This is a genomic window from Microbacterium sp. CIAB417 (genome assembly GCF_022788845.1).
In genome coordinates, this window is the sequence record NZ_JAHZUT010000001.1 from 1,319,142 (window position 1) to 1,342,010 (window position 22,869).

24 protein-coding genes and 1 tRNA gene are annotated in these 22,869 nt (G+C 70.1%); 5 read left to right on the forward strand and 20 right to left on the reverse strand.

All coding sequences use genetic code 11. The features are described from left to right. Positions 1–222: 222 nt before the first annotated feature. Both KYX17_RS06515 and KYX17_RS06520 read right to left on the reverse strand, forming a co-directional pair. The gene (locus KYX17_RS06515) at positions 223–1,566 is read right to left on the reverse strand and encodes a hypothetical protein (protein WP_243226106.1); all 1,344 of its coding nucleotides are present in this window, start codon (positions 1,564–1,566) and stop codon (positions 223–225) included. 374 nt (positions 1,567–1,940) lie between these two features. After that, a tRNA-Pro gene (locus KYX17_RS06520) sits at positions 1,941–2,014 on the reverse strand. 106 nt (positions 2,015–2,120) lie between these two features. On the opposite strand from KYX17_RS06520, the gene KYX17_RS06525 reads away from it, so the two are divergent. From KYX17_RS06525 to KYX17_RS06535, 3 genes are read left to right on the forward strand one after another with little or no spacing between them, the layout of a single operon-like run. After that, on the forward strand, positions 2,121–2,699 hold the full coding sequence (locus KYX17_RS06525) for a GNAT family N-acetyltransferase (protein WP_243226107.1): 579 nt from the start codon (positions 2,121–2,123) through the stop codon (positions 2,697–2,699). 38 nt (positions 2,700–2,737) lie between these two features. Further along, complete coding sequence (locus tag KYX17_RS06530; protein ID WP_243226108.1) at positions 2,738–3,415, forward strand: lysoplasmalogenase; 678 nt, start codon at positions 2,738–2,740, stop codon at positions 3,413–3,415. After that, positions 3,412–3,777 (forward strand): RNA-binding S4 domain-containing protein, encoded by a 366-nt coding sequence (locus KYX17_RS06535; RefSeq protein ID WP_243226109.1) that lies wholly within the window; start codon positions 3,412–3,414, stop codon positions 3,775–3,777. Before KYX17_RS06530 ends, KYX17_RS06535 begins: the two co-directional genes overlap by 4 nt. 21 nt (positions 3,778–3,798) lie before the next feature. Here the strand turns inward: KYX17_RS06535 and KYX17_RS06540 are convergent, their stop codons facing one another. Then, complete coding sequence (locus KYX17_RS06540) at positions 3,799–4,695, reverse strand: NUDIX domain-containing protein (RefSeq protein WP_243226110.1); 897 nt, start codon at positions 4,693–4,695, stop codon at positions 3,799–3,801. A 77-nt stretch (positions 4,696–4,772) separates the two neighbouring features. On the opposite strand from KYX17_RS06540, the gene KYX17_RS06545 reads away from it, so the two are divergent. Further along, on the forward strand, positions 4,773–5,327 hold the full coding sequence (locus tag KYX17_RS06545) for a nucleosidase (protein ID WP_243226111.1): 555 nt from the start codon (positions 4,773–4,775) through the stop codon (positions 5,325–5,327). A 22-nt stretch (positions 5,328–5,349) separates the two neighbouring features. Here the strand turns inward: KYX17_RS06545 and KYX17_RS06550 are convergent, their stop codons facing one another. The 17 genes from KYX17_RS06550 to KYX17_RS06630 form a co-directional block, all read right to left on the reverse strand. After that, positions 5,350–6,426: a Glu/Leu/Phe/Val dehydrogenase family protein gene (locus KYX17_RS06550; RefSeq protein WP_243226112.1), complete on the reverse strand. Its 1,077-nt coding sequence runs from the start codon at positions 6,424–6,426 to the stop codon at positions 5,350–5,352. A 106-nt stretch (positions 6,427–6,532) separates the two neighbouring features. Further along, positions 6,533–8,056: a ribosome biogenesis GTPase Der gene (der, locus tag KYX17_RS06555; RefSeq protein WP_243226113.1), complete on the reverse strand. Its 1,524-nt coding sequence runs from the start codon at positions 8,054–8,056 to the stop codon at positions 6,533–6,535. Then, entirely contained in the window at positions 8,046–8,732 is a 687-nt protein-coding gene (cmk, locus tag KYX17_RS06560; RefSeq protein ID WP_243226114.1) for a (d)CMP kinase, read from the reverse strand. The genes der and cmk overlap by 11 nt, the downstream gene beginning before the upstream one ends. After that, positions 8,725–9,843: a prephenate dehydrogenase gene (locus KYX17_RS06565; RefSeq protein ID WP_243226116.1), complete on the reverse strand. Its 1,119-nt coding sequence runs from the start codon at positions 9,841–9,843 to the stop codon at positions 8,725–8,727. The genes cmk and KYX17_RS06565 overlap by 8 nt, the downstream gene beginning before the upstream one ends. Next, on the reverse strand, positions 9,840–10,634 hold the full coding sequence (locus KYX17_RS06570; protein ID WP_243226117.1) for a pseudouridine synthase: 795 nt from the start codon (positions 10,632–10,634) through the stop codon (positions 9,840–9,842). The genes KYX17_RS06565 and KYX17_RS06570 overlap by 4 nt, the downstream gene beginning before the upstream one ends. Next, positions 10,631–11,230 carry an SMC-Scp complex subunit ScpB gene (gene scpB / locus KYX17_RS06575; RefSeq protein WP_243226118.1) on the reverse strand — a complete coding sequence of 200 codons (600 nt, stop codon included), beginning with the start codon at positions 11,228–11,230 and terminating at the stop codon, positions 10,631–10,633. Before scpB ends, KYX17_RS06570 begins: the two co-directional genes overlap by 4 nt. Next, positions 11,220–12,086, reverse strand: a complete 867-nt coding sequence (locus KYX17_RS06580; RefSeq protein WP_243226119.1) for a ScpA family protein — start codon at positions 12,084–12,086, stop codon at positions 11,220–11,222. The genes scpB and KYX17_RS06580 overlap by 11 nt, the downstream gene beginning before the upstream one ends. After that, positions 12,070–12,960, reverse strand: a complete 891-nt coding sequence (locus tag KYX17_RS06585; protein WP_243226120.1) for a ParA family protein — start codon at positions 12,958–12,960, stop codon at positions 12,070–12,072. The genes KYX17_RS06580 and KYX17_RS06585 overlap by 17 nt, the downstream gene beginning before the upstream one ends. An 88-nt stretch (positions 12,961–13,048) precedes the next feature. Next, positions 13,049–13,951: a site-specific tyrosine recombinase XerD gene (gene xerD, locus KYX17_RS06590; RefSeq protein ID WP_243226121.1), complete on the reverse strand. Its 903-nt coding sequence runs from the start codon at positions 13,949–13,951 to the stop codon at positions 13,049–13,051. Between the two features lie 2 nt (positions 13,952–13,953). Continuing rightward, positions 13,954–14,577 (reverse strand): NUDIX hydrolase, encoded by a 624-nt coding sequence (locus KYX17_RS06595; protein ID WP_243226122.1) that lies wholly within the window; start codon positions 14,575–14,577, stop codon positions 13,954–13,956. Then, complete coding sequence (locus tag KYX17_RS06600) at positions 14,570–16,264, reverse strand: CTP synthase (RefSeq protein WP_243226123.1); 1,695 nt, start codon at positions 16,262–16,264, stop codon at positions 14,570–14,572. The genes KYX17_RS06595 and KYX17_RS06600 overlap by 8 nt, the downstream gene beginning before the upstream one ends. A gap of 9 nt (positions 16,265–16,273) precedes the next feature. Beyond that, entirely contained in the window at positions 16,274–17,974 is a 1,701-nt protein-coding gene (gene recN, locus KYX17_RS06605; protein ID WP_243226124.1) for a DNA repair protein RecN, read from the reverse strand. Further along, positions 17,971–18,891 (reverse strand): NAD kinase, encoded by a 921-nt coding sequence (locus tag KYX17_RS06610; protein ID WP_243226125.1) that lies wholly within the window; start codon positions 18,889–18,891, stop codon positions 17,971–17,973. Before KYX17_RS06610 ends, recN begins: the two co-directional genes overlap by 4 nt. Beyond that, positions 18,888–19,685 carry a TlyA family RNA methyltransferase gene (locus tag KYX17_RS06615; protein ID WP_243226126.1) on the reverse strand — a complete coding sequence of 266 codons (798 nt, stop codon included), beginning with the start codon at positions 19,683–19,685 and terminating at the stop codon, positions 18,888–18,890. Before KYX17_RS06615 ends, KYX17_RS06610 begins: the two co-directional genes overlap by 4 nt. Beyond that, on the reverse strand, positions 19,682–19,858 hold the full coding sequence (locus KYX17_RS06620; protein ID WP_243226127.1) for a hypothetical protein: 177 nt from the start codon (positions 19,856–19,858) through the stop codon (positions 19,682–19,684). The genes KYX17_RS06615 and KYX17_RS06620 overlap by 4 nt, the downstream gene beginning before the upstream one ends. Positions 19,859–19,867: 9 nt before the next feature. Beyond that, a complete protein-coding gene (locus KYX17_RS06625; RefSeq protein ID WP_243226129.1) occupies positions 19,868–20,899 on the reverse strand; it encodes an HAD-IIA family hydrolase in 1,032 nt (343 codons plus the stop codon). Then, positions 20,899–21,726: a hypothetical protein gene (locus tag KYX17_RS06630; RefSeq protein ID WP_243226130.1), complete on the reverse strand. Its 828-nt coding sequence runs from the start codon at positions 21,724–21,726 to the stop codon at positions 20,899–20,901. Before KYX17_RS06630 ends, KYX17_RS06625 begins: the two co-directional genes overlap by 1 nt. A gap of 6 nt (positions 21,727–21,732) precedes the next feature. On the opposite strand from KYX17_RS06630, the gene KYX17_RS06635 reads away from it, so the two are divergent. After that, positions 21,733–22,869: hypothetical protein (locus KYX17_RS06635; RefSeq protein ID WP_243226131.1), on the forward strand; the 1,137-nt coding region annotated here is incomplete at its 3' end.

Sequence of the window (22,869 nt, forward strand, 5' to 3'; positions counted from 1 at the left end):
GGCGCGCGACGCACCCTTCCCGGGCCTTGCCCGGATAGGGATCCACATGCACGCAGGCGCCATATCAACGCTCACGCCCGCGCCGCGTGATCTGGGCAGCTGCTGCGCGTCGAGGTAGTGCCACAGTCGCGCAGGGGACTCGCATGGTCCTCGGCGCGACTGTGCTTGAGTTCCTCGGTGTAGATGTGGTCGTCGAGACTCGCACTAGCGGCGAGACGTGGACTACTTGGCCTCGGTCGCCATGCTGATGTGCAAGTGTCCTCCCCACCTCGCGTAGAACGCGAAGAAGGGGTCGGCGACGTTCAATGTGGAAGCGGATCCGTCCTCTACATACTCCAGAGCTGGATCCACTCCGAAGAAGGTGGCTTCGTCGTCAGCGCTCTCCTCGTCGAGAGCCTCTTCGTCCGGCGCAGCTTCGGTGAGCTTCTTCGCTGCGATCTTGGTCATGTGCTGCAGAAAGCGGGTCAGCTGATGGGCAGTCGGCTGTTCATTCTCGACGAGTTCGGAGATCGCGGCGTTGAGCTCCTGCCGGGTCATGGTCAAAGCTGGCGCCATCGAAGCAACGGCGACGAGGATGAGCCCGTATCCATCGACGATGCGGCCGTCTTTGAGCTTGTAGACGTCTCGCTTATTCCCGCGCTGAGGAGGGCCGTTGAAGAGCTTCGTATACCACTTGCCCGAATGAGAATCGATCTGCTTGATAAAGAACTCATCCCAATCAGATGGGGCCGAGAGGTCTACCGCGACAGTAGCCGTTTCGAAGACACCGTTGATCTGGCGAACCAGTTCTCGACAGAGCTTCTGCATCAGATGAGGACTGCCGAAGCTGTTCTCCGCTAGAACCGTCGCGAGTTTTTCTTCATGGTCAACGACGTTCAGGGCCTTAAATCCCTCGCGTGCGATGTACCTCAGCTCGTCGACGGACCACAGCTCGATTACCAACGGCTCGGCGCGCTGGCTCATGTCCTCTACAGCCTCGGGAACATCATGTACGCGGTGGGAGATCGCAGCGAAGATGACCCTCACTCCGTTGAAGACCATCGGCTTCACGGCTCTGATGATCTCTTGCTGCGCGGCCCGATCGATGAAGTGGAAGTCGTCGACGACAAGGACGCGCTGCGATGATTCCAGCTTCTTGCGGACGACGGACCCAGTCGCGCGGATAGCCGCTTGAGTAGAACCGGAGGACGTTCCGTTGGTCATCTGGACATTGCCCTCGGCGACTCCGGGAACTCCCAGCTTCCCGCCAGTGTCTGTCGATTCAGATGCACCCTCTTGGCGGCTTGCGTCATGGTAGGCGTCTAGTTCGGAACCGACCCGCGTCCAGAAAGTGTCGACGTCAGTAAGCCCCTGACCTTCGAGCCACACCGGGTCCTCGAGGACATTCTCAAGCAGCACCGTCTTGCCTGTCTTCGTAGGGCCAACGAGCGTCAGAATGGCCCCGCCATCGTCAATATAGGTGCGGAGCAACGACTCAAGGTTCCGCTCGGAGCGAGGGTTGTAGGTGAAGAGGGGCAACTGACCGGGAACGAACACTTTCCCTGTCTTCAGAATCTGCTGCGGCATACGATCAACATAGCGGCAGCATGCACGATGCAAGCGGCGCGGCCAGGGTAACGAGAATAAGCCAAATCCAGCGGTTTTCGGGGTTCGGTGTATATGAGGGTCCTCTGCCTCGCCTCACATCCGCTCGGTAGGCATTCGAACATCGTCGTGTGCGTGGAAGAACTCAGTGGTAGCCGTGGTGGCGGACGATGCCACCCGCGCTGACTATGCGGGAAACAAGCGATTCATGCGGCCAGACCGAGTGCGACCGGAGACAACGCCATTGCGGGAGCGACTCGTCGGTCACGCACCAATGCTGCACGGTAAGCCCCCGCCGGATCACGTCCACCTACAGAAAAAGTCCCGGAAACCCTTGAGTTTCCGGGACCTCTCGGTCGGGCTGACAGGATTTGAACCTGCGACCCCTTGACCCCCAGTCAAGTGCGCTACCAAGCTGCGCCACAGCCCGCCGCCTCCGCTCTCGCGCAGGCAACTCCCCTATCTTAGCCGCACGATCACGCGTTCGCGAACCAGCATCCCTTGCCCGTGTCGGAACCGTGGCGTACCGTGCCCACATGCCCGAGATCACCACCGAGCCGGCCACGCCCCAGCGCTGGGAAGACGTGCAGCACACCTTCTCCGGCGGAGGCGACGGACGCAGCTGCCAGTGCGCGTGGTTCACGCTCACGAACGCCGAATTCAACCGGAGCACCGCAGAGGAACGACGCGAGCTCCTGCACGACGAGGTCGACGCCGGTCCCCCTCCCGGCCTCATCGCGTACGTCGACGGCGAGCCGGCCGGCTGGGTCCGCGTCGGTCCGCGCACCGTCCAGCGGCGCATCGCCCGTACCCGCGCGATCGTCACGAGCACCCCGGAGCCGCTCGACGACGAGTCCGTCTGGGCCATCACGTGCTTCGTCGTGCGGAAGGAGTATCGCGGCCTCGGCCTGAACGCCCGCCTCCTCGATGCCGCGGTGGTCTTCGCCCGCTCATCCGGAGCCCGCGTCGTCGAAGGCTATCCCGTCGACACCTCCCCGGGGCGCGTCCGGTCGAACGACCTCTTCCACGGCGCGCTGTCGACATTCCTCTCGGCCGGATTCTCCGAATCGGCAGCCCCGAAGCCGGGGCGCCCGATCGTCGCACTCGCCCTTTGAGCGCGGCGCGACACCGCGCGCGAACCTACGATGGAGGGATGCAACGAAGCGTCTTCGGTCGCCCCACCATCTGGTGGACCTTCGTCCCCTTCGCCCTGATGTCGGTCCTGCACGTCGGCGCCCTGGCCGTCGGCAGCGATCTCGCCGGTCCCACGAAGCTCTGGCTCATGCCCCTGCTGGCGATCCCGGTGCTGATCTCCGCGCGCCTGAAACCGAGACTCGCGATCGTCCTACTGCTCGCCGCCTTGCTGTTCTCGTGGCTCGGTGACGGCGCAGGCTTCCTCTTCCCGGCGGCACCGGAGCTTCCGCTCATGCTCGGATTCTTCGGACTCGCGCACGTCGCCTACATCGTGCTGTTCCTCCGGGTCCTCCGTCGCCGCCGAGGGATGCCGTGGTGGGCACTGGTCTACGCCGTCTGGTGGGTGGCCATGATCGTGATCCTCGGCCCGCACACCGACGGTCTGCTGCTCGCCGTCGGCGTCTACGGACTCGTCCTGGGCGCCACCGCGGCCCTCGCTACCCGCTGCCGCCCGCTCGTCACCCTCGGCGGCGCCTTCTTCCTGGTGAGCGACACCATCCTCGCCTTCCGCCTCTTCCTCCCCGACGCCATGCCGGACTGGACGAGCCCCGCCGTGATGGCGACCTACACGCTGGGTCAGGGCCTGATCGTGGCCGGCGCGCTCGCGACCCTCCGCGAAGGGAAGACACCGCGATGAGCGATTCACCGGTCCGCGTGGACAGCTGGCTGTGGGCCGTCCGGGTGTACAAGACGCGTTCCGCCGCCACCACGGCCTGCCGCGCCGGGCACGTGCGCGTGAACGGAGACAAGGCGAAGGCGGCGCAGACCGTCAAGCCCGGAGACGAACTGCGGGTCCGCATCAGCGGCTTCGACCGCATCCTCATCGTGCGCCAGACCCTCGTCAAACGCGTCGGTGCGCCCCTCGCCGCACTCGCCTATGAGGACCGCACGCCGCCCCGCGAGCCGACGGCCGCCCTCGCCGTCCGCGACCGCGGCGCCGGTCGTCCGACCAAGCGCGAACGACGCGAGATCGACCGGCTCCGAGGCCGGGACGCCTGATCCGCCGCACGTCGCGACGCGTCAGATCAGGCCGCGCAGCCACCCCGCCGAACGCACGTCCGCGCCCGACGCGTTCACACGCTCCTGCAGCCCGCGATCGCTCGTGACCACGATCACCGCCCTGCCGTCGCCCACCAGGCGCTCGGCCTCCGCGAGAATCGCGTCGTCGCCCTCCCCTGGAGCCGGCACGATCCGCACGCGCTCTCCCCCGGCATCCGCGGCGATCGCCTTCGCCTGCCCCTCCACGACGAACGAGATCTCGGGGAACCACTCGTCTCCGCCCAGGCCGAGCTCCCCGGCCGGGACGGCCAACCCGGCCAGCGCCGAAGCCAGCCGTCCGGCGGCACCGGCGCGATCGCGCCACCAGCCGTCGGGCACGGAGCCGACGACGTTCGCGGCATCCACCACGAGGGCAGGACGCGCATCCAGCAGCGCGCGCAGTCGCGGCCACGCGTCGGCGAACCCGGGGTGCAGCGGCCGGTCATCCACGTCCTCCACCGGCACCCATTCGAGCGCGACGCTCTCGGGATCGCTGATGACCGGATCGAACGGCACGAGCACGTCGGCGATCACCGTCGTGTACGACCAGATGCGCAGGTCGAGCACGCTCGTGAACCGCGCCCGCACGGCGCCGTCCGGCACCCCGGCCTCTTCGGTCGCCTCGCGCTCGGCACCGACGATCGCGGACTCGCCCTCGTGCAGCGCGCCACCCGGCAGCCCCCAGGTGCCGCCGAAGTGGCTCCAGGAGACCCGGTGCTGCAGCAGCACACCGCGGTCGGCGTCGACGGCGAGCAGTCCGGCCGCGCCGAACCGCCCCCAGTACCGTTCACCGGACTCGGCGACGACCCACGCGTCGCCCGGGTCCCGCGGGCCCTCGGGGCGACGCGGTTCACCGGGTGTCGGGGGAACGATGGTCACCCCTCCACCCTGTCACAGCATCCGCGCCGCCGTGCGCGACGCGACCTCGGACGTCACGCCTCTGCGAAGATGGTCCCGTGAAGCTTCTCGTCGCCGCCCTCGAATCCGAACTCGTCGCGTTCCCGGAGCAGGTGCCCGGGTACGACCGGCTCGTGACCGGACCGGGGAAGATCATGGCCGCGTCCGCGCTCACACGCGCCCTGTGCACCACCGCCTACGAGGAGATCCTCGTGGTCGGCACGGCCGGCGCGATCGACCCCGACATCGCCCCCGGCATCCACGTCATCGACCGGGTGTTCCAGTACGACGTCATCGACGACAAGGGCGTCGCCGGTCACCATGTCTCGATGCCGCAGAACCTGCGTCTCGGCGACGGCGATGTCGTCATCGCCACCGGGGACAGCTTCGTCGACGACGCCGACACCGTGCGTGCCATCCACGCGCTCGGCGGTCACCTCGTCGACATGGAGGCGTACGTGTACACCTGGGTGGCCGGCGAGTTCGGCGTCCCCATCCGCATCTGGAAGGCGGTGTCGGACACCGCCCAGGACGGCGCGAACCAGACCTGGGAAGCGGCCGTCGCGGACTGCAGCCGTCAGCTCTGGGAGCGTCTGCAGTCCGAGCTCGACTGACCCTTCCCCGCGTCGGCGGAGGTCAGGACAGTACGCTCTCCGACGCCTGCGCCGCGCGCAGCCGCGCTTCGGCGAGCTCCTCCGCGGCCTGCAGCGGCGTGATCGCACGCTCCTGCGCGGCGTCCAGGATGCCGCGCAGGGTGCCGCCGATCTGAGAGACGCGCTGCATGATCTCCTGCTTCGTCCCCAGCCGCTTGGCCTCGAGATCCAGGTAGATCACCCCGCCGGCGTTGACGACGAAGTCCGGCGCGTACAGGATGCCACGGCCGGCCAACCGGTCCGCGCCGTCGTGCGCCGCGAGAGGGTTGTTCGCCGGACCGCACACCGCGCGGGTGTCGAGCTGGTCGATGACCTCGTCGGTCAGCAGACCGCCGATCCCCGCGGGAACGAACACGTCGGAGGGGATCAGATGCTCCGTTCCCGGTTCCACCCACGTCATCCCCAGATCGGCGGCGAGCTGACGCCGCGACGGGTTGACGTCGGTGGCGGTGAGCACAGCGCCCTCCGCGGACAGCCGGACGGCGAGGCGTCCGCCGACCTGACCGAGGCCCGAGATCGTGATCCGGCGGCCGGCGACGTCCGGAGATCCCGTCACGCGCTCCAGCACGGCGCGCAGCGACTCGTACACGCCCAGGCTGGTGGGCCCGGCCGGCTCACCCGATCCTCCGACCGCGTCCGGCAGGCCGACCACGTGCGCCGTCCGCTCGCTGACCGTCAGCATGTCCTCGGTGGTCGAGCCGACGTCCTCGGCCGTGCGATACAGGCCGCCGAGCGCCTCGACGGCGTCCCCGAGATCGAGGAACGCCGCGCGGCGGCGCTCCGAGTCCAGGCTCGTCCCCTCCGGCAGGCCGATGACGGACTTCCCGCCCCCGGCCTCCAGCCCCGCGGCGGCGTTCTTCAGCGTCATGGCGGCCGACAGCCGCAGTGCGTCGCCGAGCGCGTCGCTCCAGTGCGGATAGGTCCACAGCCGCGCCCCGCCGAGGGCGGAGCCGAGCGCGGAGGAATGCAGGGCGACGGCGATGAACAGACCGCTGCGCCGTCCCGTGATCACCTCCACGCGCTCGTGGGTGAAATCGGGCAGGGGCAGGGTGTGCGTCATCGCATCCTCCTTCGGCGGGCCTTGTGGGCGTGCTCGGTGGATGCCACGGCGTTGCGGCATCCATCTTCCATGGTACCTCCGGCGCCGCAGGAGCGGTGAGCGGTGCTCAGCGCTGTCGCCGCTCCCTCACCCGCATGTTGATGACGATCGGCGTGCCTTCGAAGTCGTACAGCTCGCGCAGGCGCCGCTGGATGAACCGGCGGTAGCCGGGGTCCAGGAAGCCGGTCGTGAACAGCACGAACGTCGGCGGGCGCGTGGACGCCTGCGTGCCGAACAGGATGCGCGGCTGCTTGCCGCCGCGCAGCGGGTGCGGATGCTCGGCGACGAGCTCGGACAGGAACGCGTTGAACTTCCCGGTCGGGATGCGGCGGTCCCAGTTCTCCAGCGCCGTCTCCAGCGCCGGCACGAGCTTGTCGAGGTGCCGCCCGGTCTTCGCGGAGATGTTGACGCGCGGGGCCCACGCCACATGCGCGAGGTCCTGCTCGATCTCGCGCTCGAGGTAGCGGCGACGATCCTGGTTCTCCATGTCGTCGTCGTTCAGGCGGTCCCACTTGTTGAACGCCAGCACGAGCGCCCGGCCGGACTCCAGCACGAGGTCGATGATGCGGATGTCCTGCTCGCTGATCTTCTCGGACACATCGAGCACGACGACGGCGACCTCGGCCTTCTCCAGCGCCGCGGACGTGCGCAGGGAGGCGTAGAAGTCCGCGCCCTGCTGCAGGTGCACGCGGCGACGGATGCCGGCCGTGTCCACCAGGCGCCACAGCTTGCCGCCGAGCTCCACGACCTCGTCCACGGGGTCGCGGGTCGTGCCGGCGAGATCGTTCACGACCACGCGCTCCTCCCCCGCCGCCTTGTTCAGCAGCGAGGACTTGCCGACGTTCGGCCGACCGAGGATCGCGACGCGGCGCGGTCCGCCGATCTCCTGCTTCGCGACGGCCGAGACCTCGGGAAGCTTCGCGAGCACGGCATCCAGCAGGTCGGCGACGCCGCGTCCGTGGATCGCGGACGTCGGGTACGGCTCGCCGAGGCCGAGGTTCCACAGCGCCGCCGCCTCCGGCTCCTGACGCGTGTCGTCGATCTTGTTGGCGACGAGGAACACCGGCTTGCCGCTCTTGCGCAGCAGGCGCACGACGTGCTCGTCGGTCGAGGTGGCACCGACCATCGCGTCGACGACGAACAGGACGACGTCGGACAGGTCGATCGCGACCTCGGCCTGAGCGGCGACCGAGCGGTCGATGCCCTTGGCGTCCGGTTCCCAGCCGCCCGTGTCGACCAGCGAGAAGCGCCGGTCGTTCCACTCCGCCTTGTAGGTGACGCGGTCGCGCGTCACGCCGGGAGTGTCCTCGACCACGGCCTCACGGCGGCCCAGGATGCGGTTCACGAGCGCGGACTTGCCGACGTTCGGGCGCCCCACGATCGCGACGACAGGCAGCGCCGGGAGGAACTCGATGCCGTCCTCGCCGCCGGAGAGACCGGCCAGGAGCGCGGCATCCTCCTCGTCCAGGTCGTACTCGGCGAGACCGGCGCGCAGCGCCTCGGCCCTCTGGTCCGCGAGCGCCTCGTCGAGGTCGTTCAGCTTCTCCTCGAGGTGGTCAGGGCCGCCCTCGTACTCGTCTTCAGCGGGCATGTTCCGCTCCTTGCTTTCGGTCGATCACCGCGAGCACGGCGTCGATGGTCTGAGAGAAATCGAGCGCGGTCGAGTCCACGACCTCCACGCCGTCGGCGGCGTTGAGGAAGTCGACGACCGTGCTGTCGGCGGCGTCGCGCCGGTGCAGCGCCTCAGCGACCGCGGCGGCGTTCTCGCCGGCGAGTTCGCCGGCGCGTCGCGCGGCGCGCACCTCGGGGGCCGCGGTGAGCAGGATCCGCACCGGCGCGTCGGGCGCGACGACTGTGGTGATGTCGCGGCCCTCCACGACGACCGCGTCGAACGCGGCCTCCGCGACGAGGGACCGGAACAGTTCGTTGACGCCCGTCCGCACCTCGGGAACGCGCGCGACACCGCTCACGGCGCCCGACACGCGCGGTTCGCGGATCGCCGCGGTCACGTCGACGTCTCCGACCCGCACGGATCGGTCGTCGGGGTCGAGTCCGATGCGCAGATCGAAGTCGGATGCCGCGGCGCGCACCGCCTCCGCGTCCGCCGTGTCGGCCCCGCGGTCGAGCACGTGCCAGGCGAGCGCGCGGTACGCGGCTCCCGTGTCGAGGTAGCCGTATCCCCGGCTGCGCGCGACGGCCTTGGAGACGCTGGACTTGCCGGAGCCGGCCGGCCCGTCGATCGCGATGAACTTGTGCGCGTCAGTCATTCGTGGTCCCTGCAATCCGCCACCCGCGTTCCTGCAGACCGGTGATCGCGCCGTGCAGCGCGGCCGGGGCCACGCTGATCTCGGCGAGGCCGAACTGCGCGCCCGGCGAGTGCTCCAGGCGCAGATCCTCCACGTTCACGCCGAGCTCACCGAGCTCGCCGAAGAGCCGCCCGAGCTGACCGGGGGTGTCGTCGACCATGACGACCAGCTGCTCGTAGCGGCGGTTCTGCCCGTGCTTGCCGGGAAGCCGCTCGACCCCCTCGTTGCCCTGCCGGATGGCGTCGGCGACCGTACGGCGCGCACCGGGCGCGGCCGGATCGCGCAGCGCTGCGGCCACGTCGCGGAGGTCGTCCGCCAGCGCGTCGAGGATGTCGACCACGGGCTGAGCGTTGGCGCCCAGGATCTGGACCCACAGTTCGGGGGCGGAGGCGGCGATGCGCGTGGTGTCCCGCACGCCTTGACCTGCCAGGCGCAGGGATCCCTCGTCCGCCGAGGCGAACCGGCCCGCGAGCAGGCTCGCCACGACCTGCGGGACATGCGAGGTCAGGGCGACCGAGCGGTCGTGCTCCTCGGGCGTCATCTCGAGCGGCATCGCTCCGACATCCAGCGCGAGCGCCTCGACGAGCGCCAGGTCGGCCGGCCGCGTCTCCTCGTCGCGGCACACCACCCACGGGCGCCCGACGAACAGATCGGCGCGCGCCGAGATCGCTCCGCCGCGCTCGCGTCCCGCGAGCGGATGGGAGCCGATGTAGCGGGTGAGATCGACGCCGCGCCGGCGCAGGGCGTTCAGCGGCTCCAGCTTGACACTGGCGACATCCGTGACCACCGCATCCGGGTAGCGATCCAGTTCCGCCTGGATGACATCCGCGGTGACGTCCGGCGGAACGGCGACGACGGTGAGAACAGGGCGATCGTCGTCCTTCTCGGCGCGCCCCGCGCCATAGTCGATCGCGAGCCGGAGCTGCGCGGGTGACGCGTCGGCGAGGACCACGTCCACGCCCTTCACGCGCAGCGCGTGTCCGATGCTGGCGCCGAGCAGGCCGGACCCGACGATCCGGACGGTCCCCGACAGCCGCGGGGGCACCGCGGCACCACGGGACTGTTCGCTCACTGCTTCTCCTGCACGTCTCCCGGCGTCGTATCCGCAGGGGAATCCTGGCGCGACAGAGTCAGCAGCGCGCCGAGTTCGATTTTAGTCAGTTCCCGCGACTTCCCCGCCGGGAGGGTTCCCAGGTGCAGCGGGCCGAACTGCCGGCGGACGAGTTCGAGAACGGGGTGGCCGACCGCCGCCATCATGCGGCGCACGATGCGGTTGCGCCCGGAGTGCAGCGTGAGCTCCACCAGGCTCGAGCCGCGGGACGTGTCCAGCAGCCGGGCCTTGTCGGCCGCGATCGGCCCGTCCTCGAGCTCGATCCCCGCCGTCAGCCTCGCGATGGTCTGGGCCGTGACCGTGCCGTCGACCTTGGCGATGTACACCTTCGTCACGCCGAACGACGGGTGCGCGAGCACGTGCGCCAGCTCGCCGTCGTTCGTGAGCACCAGCAGGCCGCTGGTCTCGGCATCCAGGCGGCCGACGTTGTACAGGCGCTCGGAGTAGTCCTTCGTGAAGCGCCGCAGATCCGGGCGGCCGTTCTCGTCGCGCATCGTGCTGACGACGCCGGTCGGCTTGTTCAGCATGACGTACCGCTTGGACACGTCCAGCTGCACGGCGGTGCCGTCGACGTCGACGAGGTCCTTGTCGGGGTCGATCCGCGTGCCGAGCTCGGTCACGATCTGCCCGTTGACGCGGATGCGCCCCTCGACGATGTACTGCTCGATGACGCGCCGCGAGGCGACGCCCGCGTTCGCGAGGACCTTCTGCAGCCGGACGCCCTCGGGCGAAGAGTCTGTCTCGGGGGTCATCGGATGCTCGATTCGTCGAAGCCGTTCGAACCGTCGTCGAGCAGCGGAGAGATGGGAGGCAGCTCGTCGAGGGAGTTGATGCCGAGGTTCTGCAGCAGGGCATCCGTGGTGCCGTAGTTGATCGCGCCCGTCTCCGAGTCGGCGAACAGCTCGGTGATCAGCCCGCGCGCCAGGAGGGTGCGCACCACCGAGTCGACGTTCACGGCGCGGATCGAGGCCACCTGGCCGCGCGTGACCGGCTGCTTGTACGCGATCACGGCGAGCGTCTCCAGCGCCGCCTGCGACAGCCGCGCGGGCGCCTGACCGCCGACGAACTCGGCGACGAGGTCGTCGTGGTCGTCCCGGACGTACAGCCGCCAGCCTCCGCCCACCTCGCGCAGCTCGAAGCCGCGCCGCGGGCCGCTGCCGCGTCCGTCGTAGTCGTCCACGAGCGTCTCGATCGCCTGGCGCACCGCCGGTACCGGGGCGCCGACCGCGGCCGCCAGCGCGACGAGGCCCAGCGGTTCCTCGAGGATCAGCAGGATCGCCTCGAGCTTCTCGGTCAGCGGAGCGTCGATCGCCCGCTCGTCGATGGTCTCGGTCATGTCATCGGTCATAGTCGGCCCCCAGGGTCGCGAGCATCTCATCCGACCAGGTGTCGGCGGCCCAGCGCAGCGTCAGCTCGCCGAGCGGTTCCAGTTGTTCGAAGGACAGCGCGGCGTGCCGGTACAGCTCGAGCACCGAGATGAACCGCGCCACCACGATGCCCGGCTCGGTCACACCGGAGACGAGCTCGCGGAACGTCAGCGACTCCGTGCCGCGCAACAGCGTCACCACGATCGCAGCCTGCTCCCGGATGCTCACGAGCGGCGCGTGCAGGTGGTCCAGCCCGACGTGCGGGATCTCCTTCGGCGCGAACGCGAGGAGGGCCAGCGCCGCGAAGTCGTCGGCGCTGAGCGTCCAGACCAGCTCGGGTGTCTGACGGCGGTGCTTCTCGTCCAGCCTCACGCTGCGCACGTGACGACGATCCTCCCGCTGCAGGCTCCGCGCGAACCAGGCGGAGACCTCCTTGAACGCGCGGTACTGCAGGAGACGCGCGAACAGCAGGTCGCGCGCCTCGAGGAGCGCGACGGACTCGGCATCCACCAGCTCGCCCTGCGGCAGGAGGCCGGCCACCTTCATGTCCAGCAACGTCGCTGCCACGACGAGGAACTCGGATGCCTGATCCAGCTCCTCCTCGGGTCCGAGCTCCTTCAGATACGCGATGAACTCGTCCGTGACCTTGCTCAGCGACACCTCGGTGATGTCGAGCTCGTGCTTGGAGATCAGGTTCAGCAGCAGGTCGAACGGTCCGTCGAAGTTCCCGAGCGACACGCGGAAACCGGAGTCGTCCCGCCCTCCTTCATCGAGCGCGGGTGAGGGATCGGTTTGCTCGACGACCGACGGATCGGTCTCGTCAGGCGACGGCGCCACGGGCGACCAGCTCCCGCGCCAGCCGCAGGTACGCCTGTGCGGCGGCGTGCTCCGGTGCGAACTCGGTGATGGGGACGCCGGAGACCGAAGCGTCCGGGAACTTCACGGTGCGGCCGATCACGGTCTCCAGGACGTCGTCTCCGAACGCCTCTACGACGCGCTCGAGCACCTCACGGGAGTGCAGCGTCCGCGGGTCGTACATCGTGGCGAGCAGGCCGTCGAGCTGGATGGCGGGGTTCAGGCGATCGCGCACCTTGTCGATCGTCTCGATGAGCAGCGCGACGCCGCGCAGAGCGAAGAACTCGCACTCCAGCGGGATGAGGACGCCGTGGCTGGCGGTGAGCGCGTTCACGGTCAGCAGCCCCAGCGACGGCTGGCAGTCGATGAGGATGACGTCGTACTCCCCCGCGACCTGACGGAGCACGCGCGACAGGATGGTCTCGCGCGCCACCTCGTTGACGAGGTGCACCTCGGCCGCGGAGAGGTCGATGTTCGCCGGGATCACGTCGAGGCCGTCGACGGAGCTGTGCACGATCGCCTCGTGCGCGTCGCGCTTGGTGTCCAGCAGCAGATCGTAGATCGTCGGCACGTCGTGCGTCTGGATGCCGAGGCCCGCGGAGAGCGCACCCTGCGGGTCGAAATCGACCGCGAGCACCTTGCGGCCGTACTCGGCGAGAGCGGCGGCGAGATTGATCGACGTCGTGGTCTTGCCGACCCCGCCCTTCTGGTTGCACAGCGCGATGATCCGCGCCGGCCCGTGGGATTCGAGCGGCGCTGGCGTCGGGAAGCCGTGATAGGGACGACCGGTGGGTCCGATCGGGGTCTCGTCGCCCTTCGACGCCCTGCCCTTGGACTTCGCCGCTTTGTCAGCCACCGGTTCTCCTGCTCCCTCGTGCTCGCTCGATTCTAGTCACCAGGGGCGCGAACGCGCGGCCCGCACCCGGCGATCCCGGGGAATCGCGCTACCGGGCGCGCGGATGCGACGTCGCGTAGATGTCGCGCAGCGCGTCGACCGAGACGTGGGTGTAGATCTGGGTCGTCGCGACCGACGCGTGCCCCAGAAGCTCCTGCACGACGCGCACGTCGGCTCCGCCCTGCAGCAGGTGCGTGGCGAAGGAGTGGCGCAGCGTGTGCGGAGACACGTCCGCCGTGATCTGTGCGGTGTCGGCGGCCTGCCGGATGATCAGCCAGGCGCTCTGCCGGGACAGGGGCGCGCCGCGGGCCCCGAGGAAGAGCCGGGCGGTCGCGCGTCCCTTCGCCGCGAGATCGGGCCGCACCCGCGTGAGGTAGGCGTCGACCGCAGAGCGCGCGTACGAGCCGATCGGCACGATGCGCTCCTTCGCACCCTTGCCCCGCAACCGCAGCACCTCGCCGTGCGACAGATCGTCCACGTCCAGCCCGATCGCCTCGGACACGCGCGCACCCGTGGCGTAGAGCAGTTCGAGCAGGGCGCGATCCCGGATCCCCATCGGCTCATCCGGCGAGGGGGCGGCCAGCAGCGCCTCGACCTGGTCGATCGTCAGCGCCTTGGGCAGTCGCTGCGGCGTCTTCGGCGGGCGGAGCCGACCCGTCGGGTCCTCCGGTGCGATCCCCTCCCGCACGAGGAACCGGTGCAGGCCGCGCACAGACGACTGGAGCCTGGCCAGGCTCGTGGCCGCCGGCGGCGGGACGAGCGCGGATCGGTCGGCGATGAACCGGCTGACGATCGAGCCGCTGATCGCCGCCGTGTCGTCGACCCCGACGTCCGCGAGCCAGGCGCGATAGACCTCGAGATCACGGCGATAGGCGCCGACCGTGTGCGTGGAGAGGCCCCGCTCGATCGTGATGTGCCGGAGATAGGCGTCGACCGCGCGCTCGACCTGCACGGTCAGCCCCTGGCGCGCCTCGCCGCCACGGCCAGCAGCCCGTTGGCGAGCAGCGCGTTGCGCAGTCGTCCGGCGAGCACGGCGTCCACGGCATCCTGCAGCGGAACCCAGACCAGGGAGATGTCGGCCTCCTCGTCCTCACGGGCATGCACGTCCGGAGCATCCGAGAGCTCCGTTGCGAGGAAGAAGTGCACGATCTCGTTGCTGCCGCCCGGCGTCGTGAACGTCGAAAGCAGGGGCTCCCACGCCCCGGCGACCAGGTCGGCCTCCTCGGCGAGCTCACGGCGCGCGGCGTCGAGCGGGTCCTCCCCCTCGACGTCCAGGAGTCCCGCGGGCAGCTCCCAGTCGCGATGCCGGATCGGATGCCGGTACTGCTGGATCAGCAGCACCCGGTCCGAGGCGTCCATCGCGACGATCGCCGCAGCCCCGGGGTGATCGACGTACTGACGTCGCAGCTCGCCGTCGCCGTACCGGAGTCGGTCGTCGCGGATGTCCCACACCGCACCGCGGAACGCGAGCTCCGATGCGAGGATCTCCGGATCGAACCGCTCATCGCGCAGGGCGGCCGCGTCGGCCCCCTCCCCGGAGCGGGGGCCGACGTCCTGAGCGGACGTGAGATCAGGCATCGGCTTCCACGTCGAACAGCTCGCTCGCCCGATGACGGTCGATCGCCGCCCCCACTAGACCGCGGAACAGCGGGTGCGGATCGGTCGGACGCGAACGCAGCTCGGGGTGCGCCTGCGTGGCGATGTAGTACGGGTGCACGTCGCGCGGCAGCTCGACGAACTCGACGAGGTCGAGCTCGGGGTTGATGCCGGAGAACACCAGGCCGGCCTCGGCGATGCGGTCGCGGTAGGCGTTGTTGACCTCGTAGCGGTGGCGGTGACGCTCCTCGACCTCCGTCGAGCCGTAGACCTCAGCCGCGATCGAGCCCTCGGCGAGGCGAGCGGGGTACAGTCCCAGACGCATCGTGCCGCCCAGGTCGCCGTGGTCGATGATGTCGACCTGCTCGGCCATCGTAGCGATGACCGGAGCCGGCGTCTCCGGGTCGAACTCGCTCGACGAGGCGCCGTCGATCCCCGCGACGTTGCGCGAGTACTCGATGACCATGCACTGCAGGCCGAGGCAGAGTCCGAGCGTCGGGATGCCCTGCTCGCGGGCGAAGGTCAGCGCACCGAGCTTTCCCTCGATGCCCCGGATGCCGAAGCCGCCAGGCACGCAGATGCCGTCCAACTGTCCGAGCTGCTCCTTGGCGCCCTCCGGCGTCTCGCACAGGTCGGACGGGATCCAGCGGATGTTGACCTTCGTCTCCTGCGCGAAACCGCCGGCCTTGAGCGCCTCGGTCACGGAGAGGTAGGCGTCCGGCAGGTCGATGTACTTGCCGACGAGTCCGATCGTGACCTCGTGCTTGGGGTTGTGCACGGCGTGCAGGACCTTGTTCCAGCGCGTCCAGTCGACGTCGGCGGCCTTCTGATCGAGCCCGAGCCGGCGCACGATGTAGGAGTCCAGGCCCTGCTCGTTCAGCGTGGACGGGATGTCGTAGATGCTCGGCAGGTCGACCGTGTTGATGACGCCCTCGGCGTCCACGTCGCACATCAGGGCGATCTTGTTGCGGTTCGACTCGCTGACGGGACGATCGCTGCGGAGCACGAGCGCATCCGGCTGGATGCCGACCTGGCGCAGGGCCGCGACGGAATGCTGGGTGGGCTTGGTCTTCTGCTCCCCCGACGCGCCCATGAACGGCACCAGCGACACGTGGACGAAGAAGACGCTGTCGCGGCCGAGCTCGTGGCGCAGCTGACGGGCGGACTCGAGGAACGGCTGGGACTCGATGTCGCCGACGGTGCCGCCGACCTCGGTGATGATGACGTCGGGCTTGGGCGTCTCATCCGCCTGCAGCCGCATGCGCCGCTTGATCTCGTCGGTGATGTGCGGGATGACCTGCACCGTGTCGCCGAGGTACTCGCCGCGCCGCTCGCGTGCGATGACCTGCGAATAGATCTGCCCGGTCGTGACGTTGGCGGCCTGCGACAGGTTGATGTCGAGGAAGCGCTCGTAGTGGCCGATGTCCAGGTCCGTCTCGGCGCCGTCGTCGGTGACGAACACCTCGCCGTGCTGGAACGGGTTCATCGTGCCCGGGTCCACGTTGAGATACGGGTCGAGCTTCTGCATGACGACGCGCAGTCCGCGGGCGGTGAGGAGATTGCCGAGGCTCGCGGCAGTGAGCCCCTTGCCCAGAGACGAAACGACACCGCCGGTCACGAAGATGTGCTTGGTGGTGTCGTTCTTGGGCCCCGCAGAAGAAGAGTTCATCACGGGCTTCTATCCTAACAGTTCGCGGGAGACCCCGAGGTCGAGCAGTTCTCTGGCATGCGTGAGCGCGGCGTCCGAATCGGCGAGGCCCGACAGCAGGCGCGCCATCTCGGCTTCGCGTTCGGCGCCCTCCAGGCGTCGGACGCTGGATGCCGTGACGGCGCCGTCGCTGGCCTTGACGACGGACAGGTGATTCCCGGCGAAGGCGGCGACCTGGGCGAGGTGCGTGACGGCGATCACCTGGGACCGTTCGGCGAGTCGAGCAAGTCGCCTGCCCACCTCGATCGCGGCGGCGCCTCCGATCCCGGCGTCCACTTCGTCGAAGACGAAGGTCGGAACCGGGTCGGTGCCCGCGATGACGACCTCGATCGCCAGCATGACCCGCGACAGTTCGCCTCCCGAGGCGCCCCGGGCGACGGACCGGGGCTCTGCTCCGGGGTGCGGAGCGAGCAGGATGGCGACGTCGTCGCGCCCGTGCGCGCTCTCCGTGCCGGCCGTCACCGCGACCTCGAGCCGTGCGTCGGGCATCGCGAGCGCGTGCAACTCCTCGGTGACCGCTGCGCCCAGCCGCGCCGCGGCCTCGGTGCGTACCGCGGTGAGAGTCTCGGCCGCGGCGTCCAGCTCGGCACGGGCCTGCTCGCGTTCGGCGTCGAGCCGCGAGACGCGGTCCGTGTCGTCGTCCAGCTCGGCGAGTCGCGCGGAGCCGGTCTCCCACAGGGCGAGTGCCTCGTCGAGCGAGCCGTGTGCGCGCACCAGCGTTCCGAGAGCGGCCCGGCGCTCCTCGACCGCGGCCAGTTCGTGCGGACCCGCCTCGTCGAGGTCGGCGAGGTAACCGGCGAGCTGACCGGCGATGTCGGTGATGCGGTAGCCGAGGTCCGCGAGCGACTCCGCGATGCCGGAGAGCGCCGGATCGGACGCCCGTTCGAGCTGACGCCGTGCATCGGCGACGAGAGCCGCGGCGTCGGTGTCCCCGTCCTCGGCGGACAGCGCACCGTGCGCGAGCGCGGCGGCCTGCCGCAGCTCCTCGGCGTTGGCGAGGCGCTCGGCGCGCTCGGCGAGGGCCTCGTCCTCACCGGGCTCGGGCGCGGTCGCCTCGATCAGGGCGAGAGCCTCACGCAGCCGCGCGGCCTCCTCGGCGCGCCGGTCGCGGTTCTCGGTGAGCTCGCGCAGTTCGGCATCGAGGGTGCGCCACCGCTCCCACGCGCCGGTGTACGCGCGCAGGGCGTCCGCCACCGGCTCGCCGCCGAAGCGATCGAGCGCGTCCCGCTGCGCGACGGCGGACTTCAGCCGCAGCTGCTCGGACTGGCCGTGGACGACGACGAGCTCCTCGGCGAGGGCCGACAGCACTCCGGCGGGCGCGGCCCGCCCGCCGACGCTGGCGCGACTGCGGCCCTCCGCGCTGAGCGTTCGCGAGACGTAGAGCTCGGCCTGGCCCGAGCCCGCGGGCTCCAGCTCCCCTCCGGCATCCTCCACGATGTCGGCGACGGCGCCCTCCTCGGGAACGACCCAGACGCCGGCAACCGAGGCCTGCGGCGCTCCAGCGCGCACCGCGCCGGAGTCGGCGCGCTGACCGAGCAGCAGCCCGAGGCCGGTCACGACCATGGTCTTGCCCGCGCCGGTCTCGCCGGTGATCGCGGTGAAGCCCTTGCCCAGGGGCAGCACGGCGTCGGCGATCACGCCGAGGTGCTGCATCCGGATCTCCTCGATCATGCCGTCGCCTCCGTCCCGTTGCCGCGCCACCCGGCCACCGGCAGGCGGAACTTGCGGACCAGGCGGTCCGTGAACGGCGCAGGGTGGAGCCGAGCCAGGCGCACGGGGCGCGAGGAGCGGCGCACCACGACGCGGGCTCCGGGAGGAAGCTCGTGGGAGCGGCGGCCGTCGCACCACAGGATGCCGGTTCCGCTCGTGCGCTCGAGCATCTCGATCGCGACGGAGGCGTGCGGGCTGACGACGAGCGGCTTGGCGAACAGCGCGTGCGCGGACAGCGGCACCACGGCGATCGCCTCGACGCCGGGCCAGATCACCGGGCCTCCGGCCGAGAAGTTGTACGCGGTCGAGCCGGTCGGGGTGGAGACCACCATGCCGTCGCATCCGTAGCTCGTGAGCGGACGCCCGTCGATCTCGACGACGACCTCGATCATGCGCTCGCGGCTCGCCTTCTCGACGGTCGCCTCGTTGAGCGCCCAGGTCTCGTACACGACATCGCCGGCGACGTCCTTCACCCGTACGGCAAGAGCGAGGCGCTCCTCGACCGCGTAGTCGCGCTCGATGACCCGTCGCACGGCGTCGTCCATGTCGTCGCGCTCGATCTCGGCGAGGAAGCCGACGTGGCCCATGTTGATGCCGAGCACGGGTGCCCCGCTGTCGCGGACGAGTTCGGCGGCGCGCAGGATCGTCCCGTCCCCGCCGAGCACGATCGCGAGTTCCAGATCGTCGACCGGGATCGTGTCGCCGAGCACATCGACGTCGGCGAATCCCGGATCGACCGCCGAGAGCTCCGCCCGGTCGTCACCGGCCAGCACGGGACGGGCTCCGGCGCTTCGGAGCGCCTCGACGACTCGACGGGCGGCGGCGACCGTATCGTCCCGGCCGGCGTGGGCGACGACCAGGATGCTGCGCTCGTTCATCGTCCTCCTGCCAGTTCGTCGATCCGCTGCGTCCATTCTGCCGGAGAGGTCCCGCGGCCGGGCGCCATGTGGACAAGGTACTCGGCGTTGCCGTGGGTTCCGAGGATCGGGGAGGGCAGGATCCCCTGCATCCCGAATCCGGCATCCCAGGCGCTCCACACCGTGCGGGCGACCGCGTCGGCACGGATGACGGGATTGGTCACGAGACCGCCCCGCACGGCGGTGCGGCCGACCTCGAACTGGGGTTTGACGAGCAGGATGATGTCGGCGTCGGATGCCGCGACCAGCGCGATCGCCCCGAAGACGAGCTCCAGCGAGATGAAGGACAGGTCGCCGACGATCACGTCAGGGCGGCGCCGCTCCCCCGTCGCCTGGGCGAGGTTCTCGGCGGTCATGTGCCGCACGTTGAACCCTTCGACGACCGTCACTCCGGGGTCGGCGGCGACCGTCGGCGAGAGCTGATCGTGCCCGACATCGACGGCGAGGACGCGCTCGGCGCCGCGCTCGCGCAGCACCTGCGTGAATCCCCCGGTGGAGGCTCCCATGTCGAGAGCGAGGCGCCCCGAGACGTCGACGTCGAATCCATCCAGTGCGGCGATCAGCTTGTGCGCGGCTCGGCTGACGTAGTGATCGGACCCCGCCACCGTGATCTCGGTGTCATCCGCGACCGGCGTCGAGGCCTTGACGACCGTGCGGCCGGCGACCTGGACGAGGCCGTCGGAGATGAGCGTCGCGGCATGCGTCCGGGAACGGGCCAGTCCGCGCTCCGCGAGGGCGGCGTCGAGTCGGGTCACCGCTCCGACGGCTTCTCTCGCTGATCCAGGCGCGCGCCGGCCTCGAGCCTGCGCGACAGTTCATCGTGCAGGCTGGAATACGCGTCGGCCCTCGCCGCGAGGGGCTGACCCTCGATCAGGCGCAGGCGGCTCCAGAGCCCGTCCGTGGGGCCGGTGGTGCTGTCGTCGCTCACCCCACCAGCCTACGGCCGATGGAACGGATCCTCGTAGAGGCGCTCGGGCACCCGCAGCACGAAGATCGGCGTGCCGGACTCCCAGATCGCCAGGGCTCCGGCGCGCAGCAGATCAATCTGACGCGAACCCTCGGCGAGGATCTCGACGTCGCCCCCGTTCACGCGGACGGTCGATGCGCCGACCGTGACCGCTCCGTCCTTGCGGACGGCCTGCGGGTACGGCTCGTGGAGCTCACGGAGGTCGGAGAGCACGAACGTGGGGCGCGAGCCCTCGGGCGCGGCCAGGACGTGCTTGGGACGGTCGATTCCGGTGAGCACGAGTGCGGAGTCGATGCCCGCGCGGTTCGCGCCGAGGATGTCGGTGTCCAGCCGGTCCCCGATGAACAGTGCGCGCCGACCGCCGAATCGCGCGATCGCCTCTTCGAAGATCGGGACCTCGGGCTTGCCTGCGACCGTCGCGAGACGACCGATCGCCGTGTGGACCGCGGACACGAGGGTCCCGTTTCCCGGGGCCACACCGCGCTCTCGGGGAATGGTCCAGTCGTTGTTGGTCGCGATCCAGGGGATCCCGCCCTCTTCCTCCGGCACCTTCAGGGCGAAGGCGGCTTCGGCGAGGTCGGTCCAGGCGACGTCGGGCGCGAAGCCCTGAACGACGGCGTCGGGAGCATCCTCGGCGCTGCGCGTCACGGTGTACCCGGCCTTCTCCGCTTCGACCACGAGCCCTTCGCCGCCCACGATGAGGAGGGTGGCCGGCGCGGGGACGACGCTAGCGAGCAGGCGCATGGCCGCCTGCGGGCTCGTGACGACCTCATCGGGCGCGACCGAGAGACCGAGTTCGGTCAGGTGCTCGGCGACGGAGGCGTCGGTGCGGGAGGCGTTGTTCGTGATGTAGCCGAGACGACGCTCGCCCGCGACCGCGTTGAGACTGTCGACGGCGTGCGGCAGCGCGCCAGGTCCGGCGTAGACCACACCGTCGAGATCCGCCAGCACGACGTCGATGCCGTCGAGCGGGGTCGGACGCTTCTTGGCGAACAGGCCCATCAGGCGCGGCCCTCCTCGTCCGCCTCGTCCTCACCCAGAAGCTCGGCGACCTCCTGTGCGATGGCGTCGTGCTCGGAGGGCTCGGGGGCGGAGTTCGGGTGCTCTTCGACGGACTCGTCGGCGGCGTCCGCGCGCGGTTCGGAGGGCGCGGACTCCGGGGCGGAGTCGGCTTGCTGATCGCCGGGCTCGTCCGCGGCCAGCTCCGTCTCGTCCGGTGCGTTCTCGGCAGCGGATGCCTCGCTCGACGCGGAGTCGTCGGTGTCGTCCTCGATGAGTCCGTCCTCGACGATGATCTCCTCGTCGCCGGACTCGTCGAGACCGAGCGCTTCGAGAGCCACCTCGGCGCGGTGGGTCCAGAACTCCGCCTCCTCGTCGCGGCCGAGGTCCTCGAGGACGGCCGCGCGGGCCGCGAAGAGCGCGGGGCTCCAGCTGAAGGCGCGGTCCGGATCCAGCTCGGGGATCTCCAGTTCGCCCAGCGCGAGCTCCAGCTCTCCCTGGTCCAGACGAGCACCGGACATGGCGATGGCCAGCGCGACGCGGACCTCGACGGGAAGAGCGTCCCGGTCGACGGCGCGGCCGGTCTCGAGGGCACGGTCGGGACGACCGACGCCGCGCTCGCTGTCGACCATCAGAGCGATCTGGTCCTCCTTGCCGGAGATGCGCCGATACGTGCGCAGTTCGCGCAGCGCCAGAGCGAAGTCCCCGATGGCATACGCCGTGATGCCCAGGGTCTCCCGCACGATGGCTATACGGCCGGCGCGACGGGATGCCGCGAGAGCGTGCTCGTGGGCCAGTGCGGGATCCTCATCGATGAGCTGCGCTGCCATCGCCAGATGGCGCGCGACCTGCTCGGCGTTCTCCTTGCTCAGGGTCTTGAGTTCGTTGCGGGCCGCCGCGGGAAGGGAGCGAGCGGTGATCTCCTCGGGGATGTCCGGGCCGCGCTCGGGGCGCGGCCGGTCGTCGTACAGCCGGTCGCCCCGCGGACGATCTGCGCCACCGCGCTGAGGGAAGGAGCTGCGGCGGTCGTCACGCGCGTCGCGGCGCGGCGCACCGCCGTCGCGGTTCTGGTACCCGCTCGTACGGCGGTCGCCGTCGCGACGCTGATATCCGCCTTCGCGTGGGGCTCCGTCGCGGCGCTGGTACCCGCTGTCCCGGCGCTGGTACCCGCTGTCTCGGGAACCGCCCTCACGGCGCTCATACCCACCGCCTCGGCGGTCACCGTCACGACGCTGGTACCCACCATCGCGGGAGTCGCCGTCACGACGCTGATACCCAGCGCCCTGCCGGTCACCATCGCGGCGCTGGTATCCGCCGTCGCTGTTCCGGAATCCGCCGTCACGGCGTTCACCGTCGCGCCGCTGGTACCCGCCTTCGCGACGGCGTCCGTCGGCACGCTGGTCACCTCCGTCACGGCGGTCGAAGCCGCCATCTCGGCGGGGGTGACCACCCTCGCGGGGCCGGAATCCTTCGCGACGATCGCCGTCCCGGCGCTGATATCCGCCGCCCTGACCATCTCCGTCGCGCTTCTGGTAACCGCCCTCACGACGCGGAGCCGCATCCCTGCTCTGGTAGCCACCGCCGCGGCGATCCCCGTCACGCCGAGCGCCGTCACGACGCGGGCCTCCATCGCGGCGCGGGGAGGCGCCATCCCGACGGTCTCCGTCGCGCTTCTGGTAGCCGCCCTCGCGACGCTGCCCGGCATCCCTGCCCTGGTAGCCGGAACCGCGGCGATCCTCGTCACGACGCTGATCGCCCTCGCGACGCTGCCCTCGATCACGCGAAGAGCTGTCTCGGTAGGTGGGGCGCGAGCCGGATCGGTCCGTGCGCGGACGGTCTCGACGATCGTCTCTCGAACCAGTGGAACGGTCGTCGTTCTGGCGTCGCGAACGACGCTCTTCCTCTTCCGGCATGATCTCTGCTCTCTCCCACTTCCCGTTAACGCGAAATGGCCACCCAACGTTGGGTGGCCA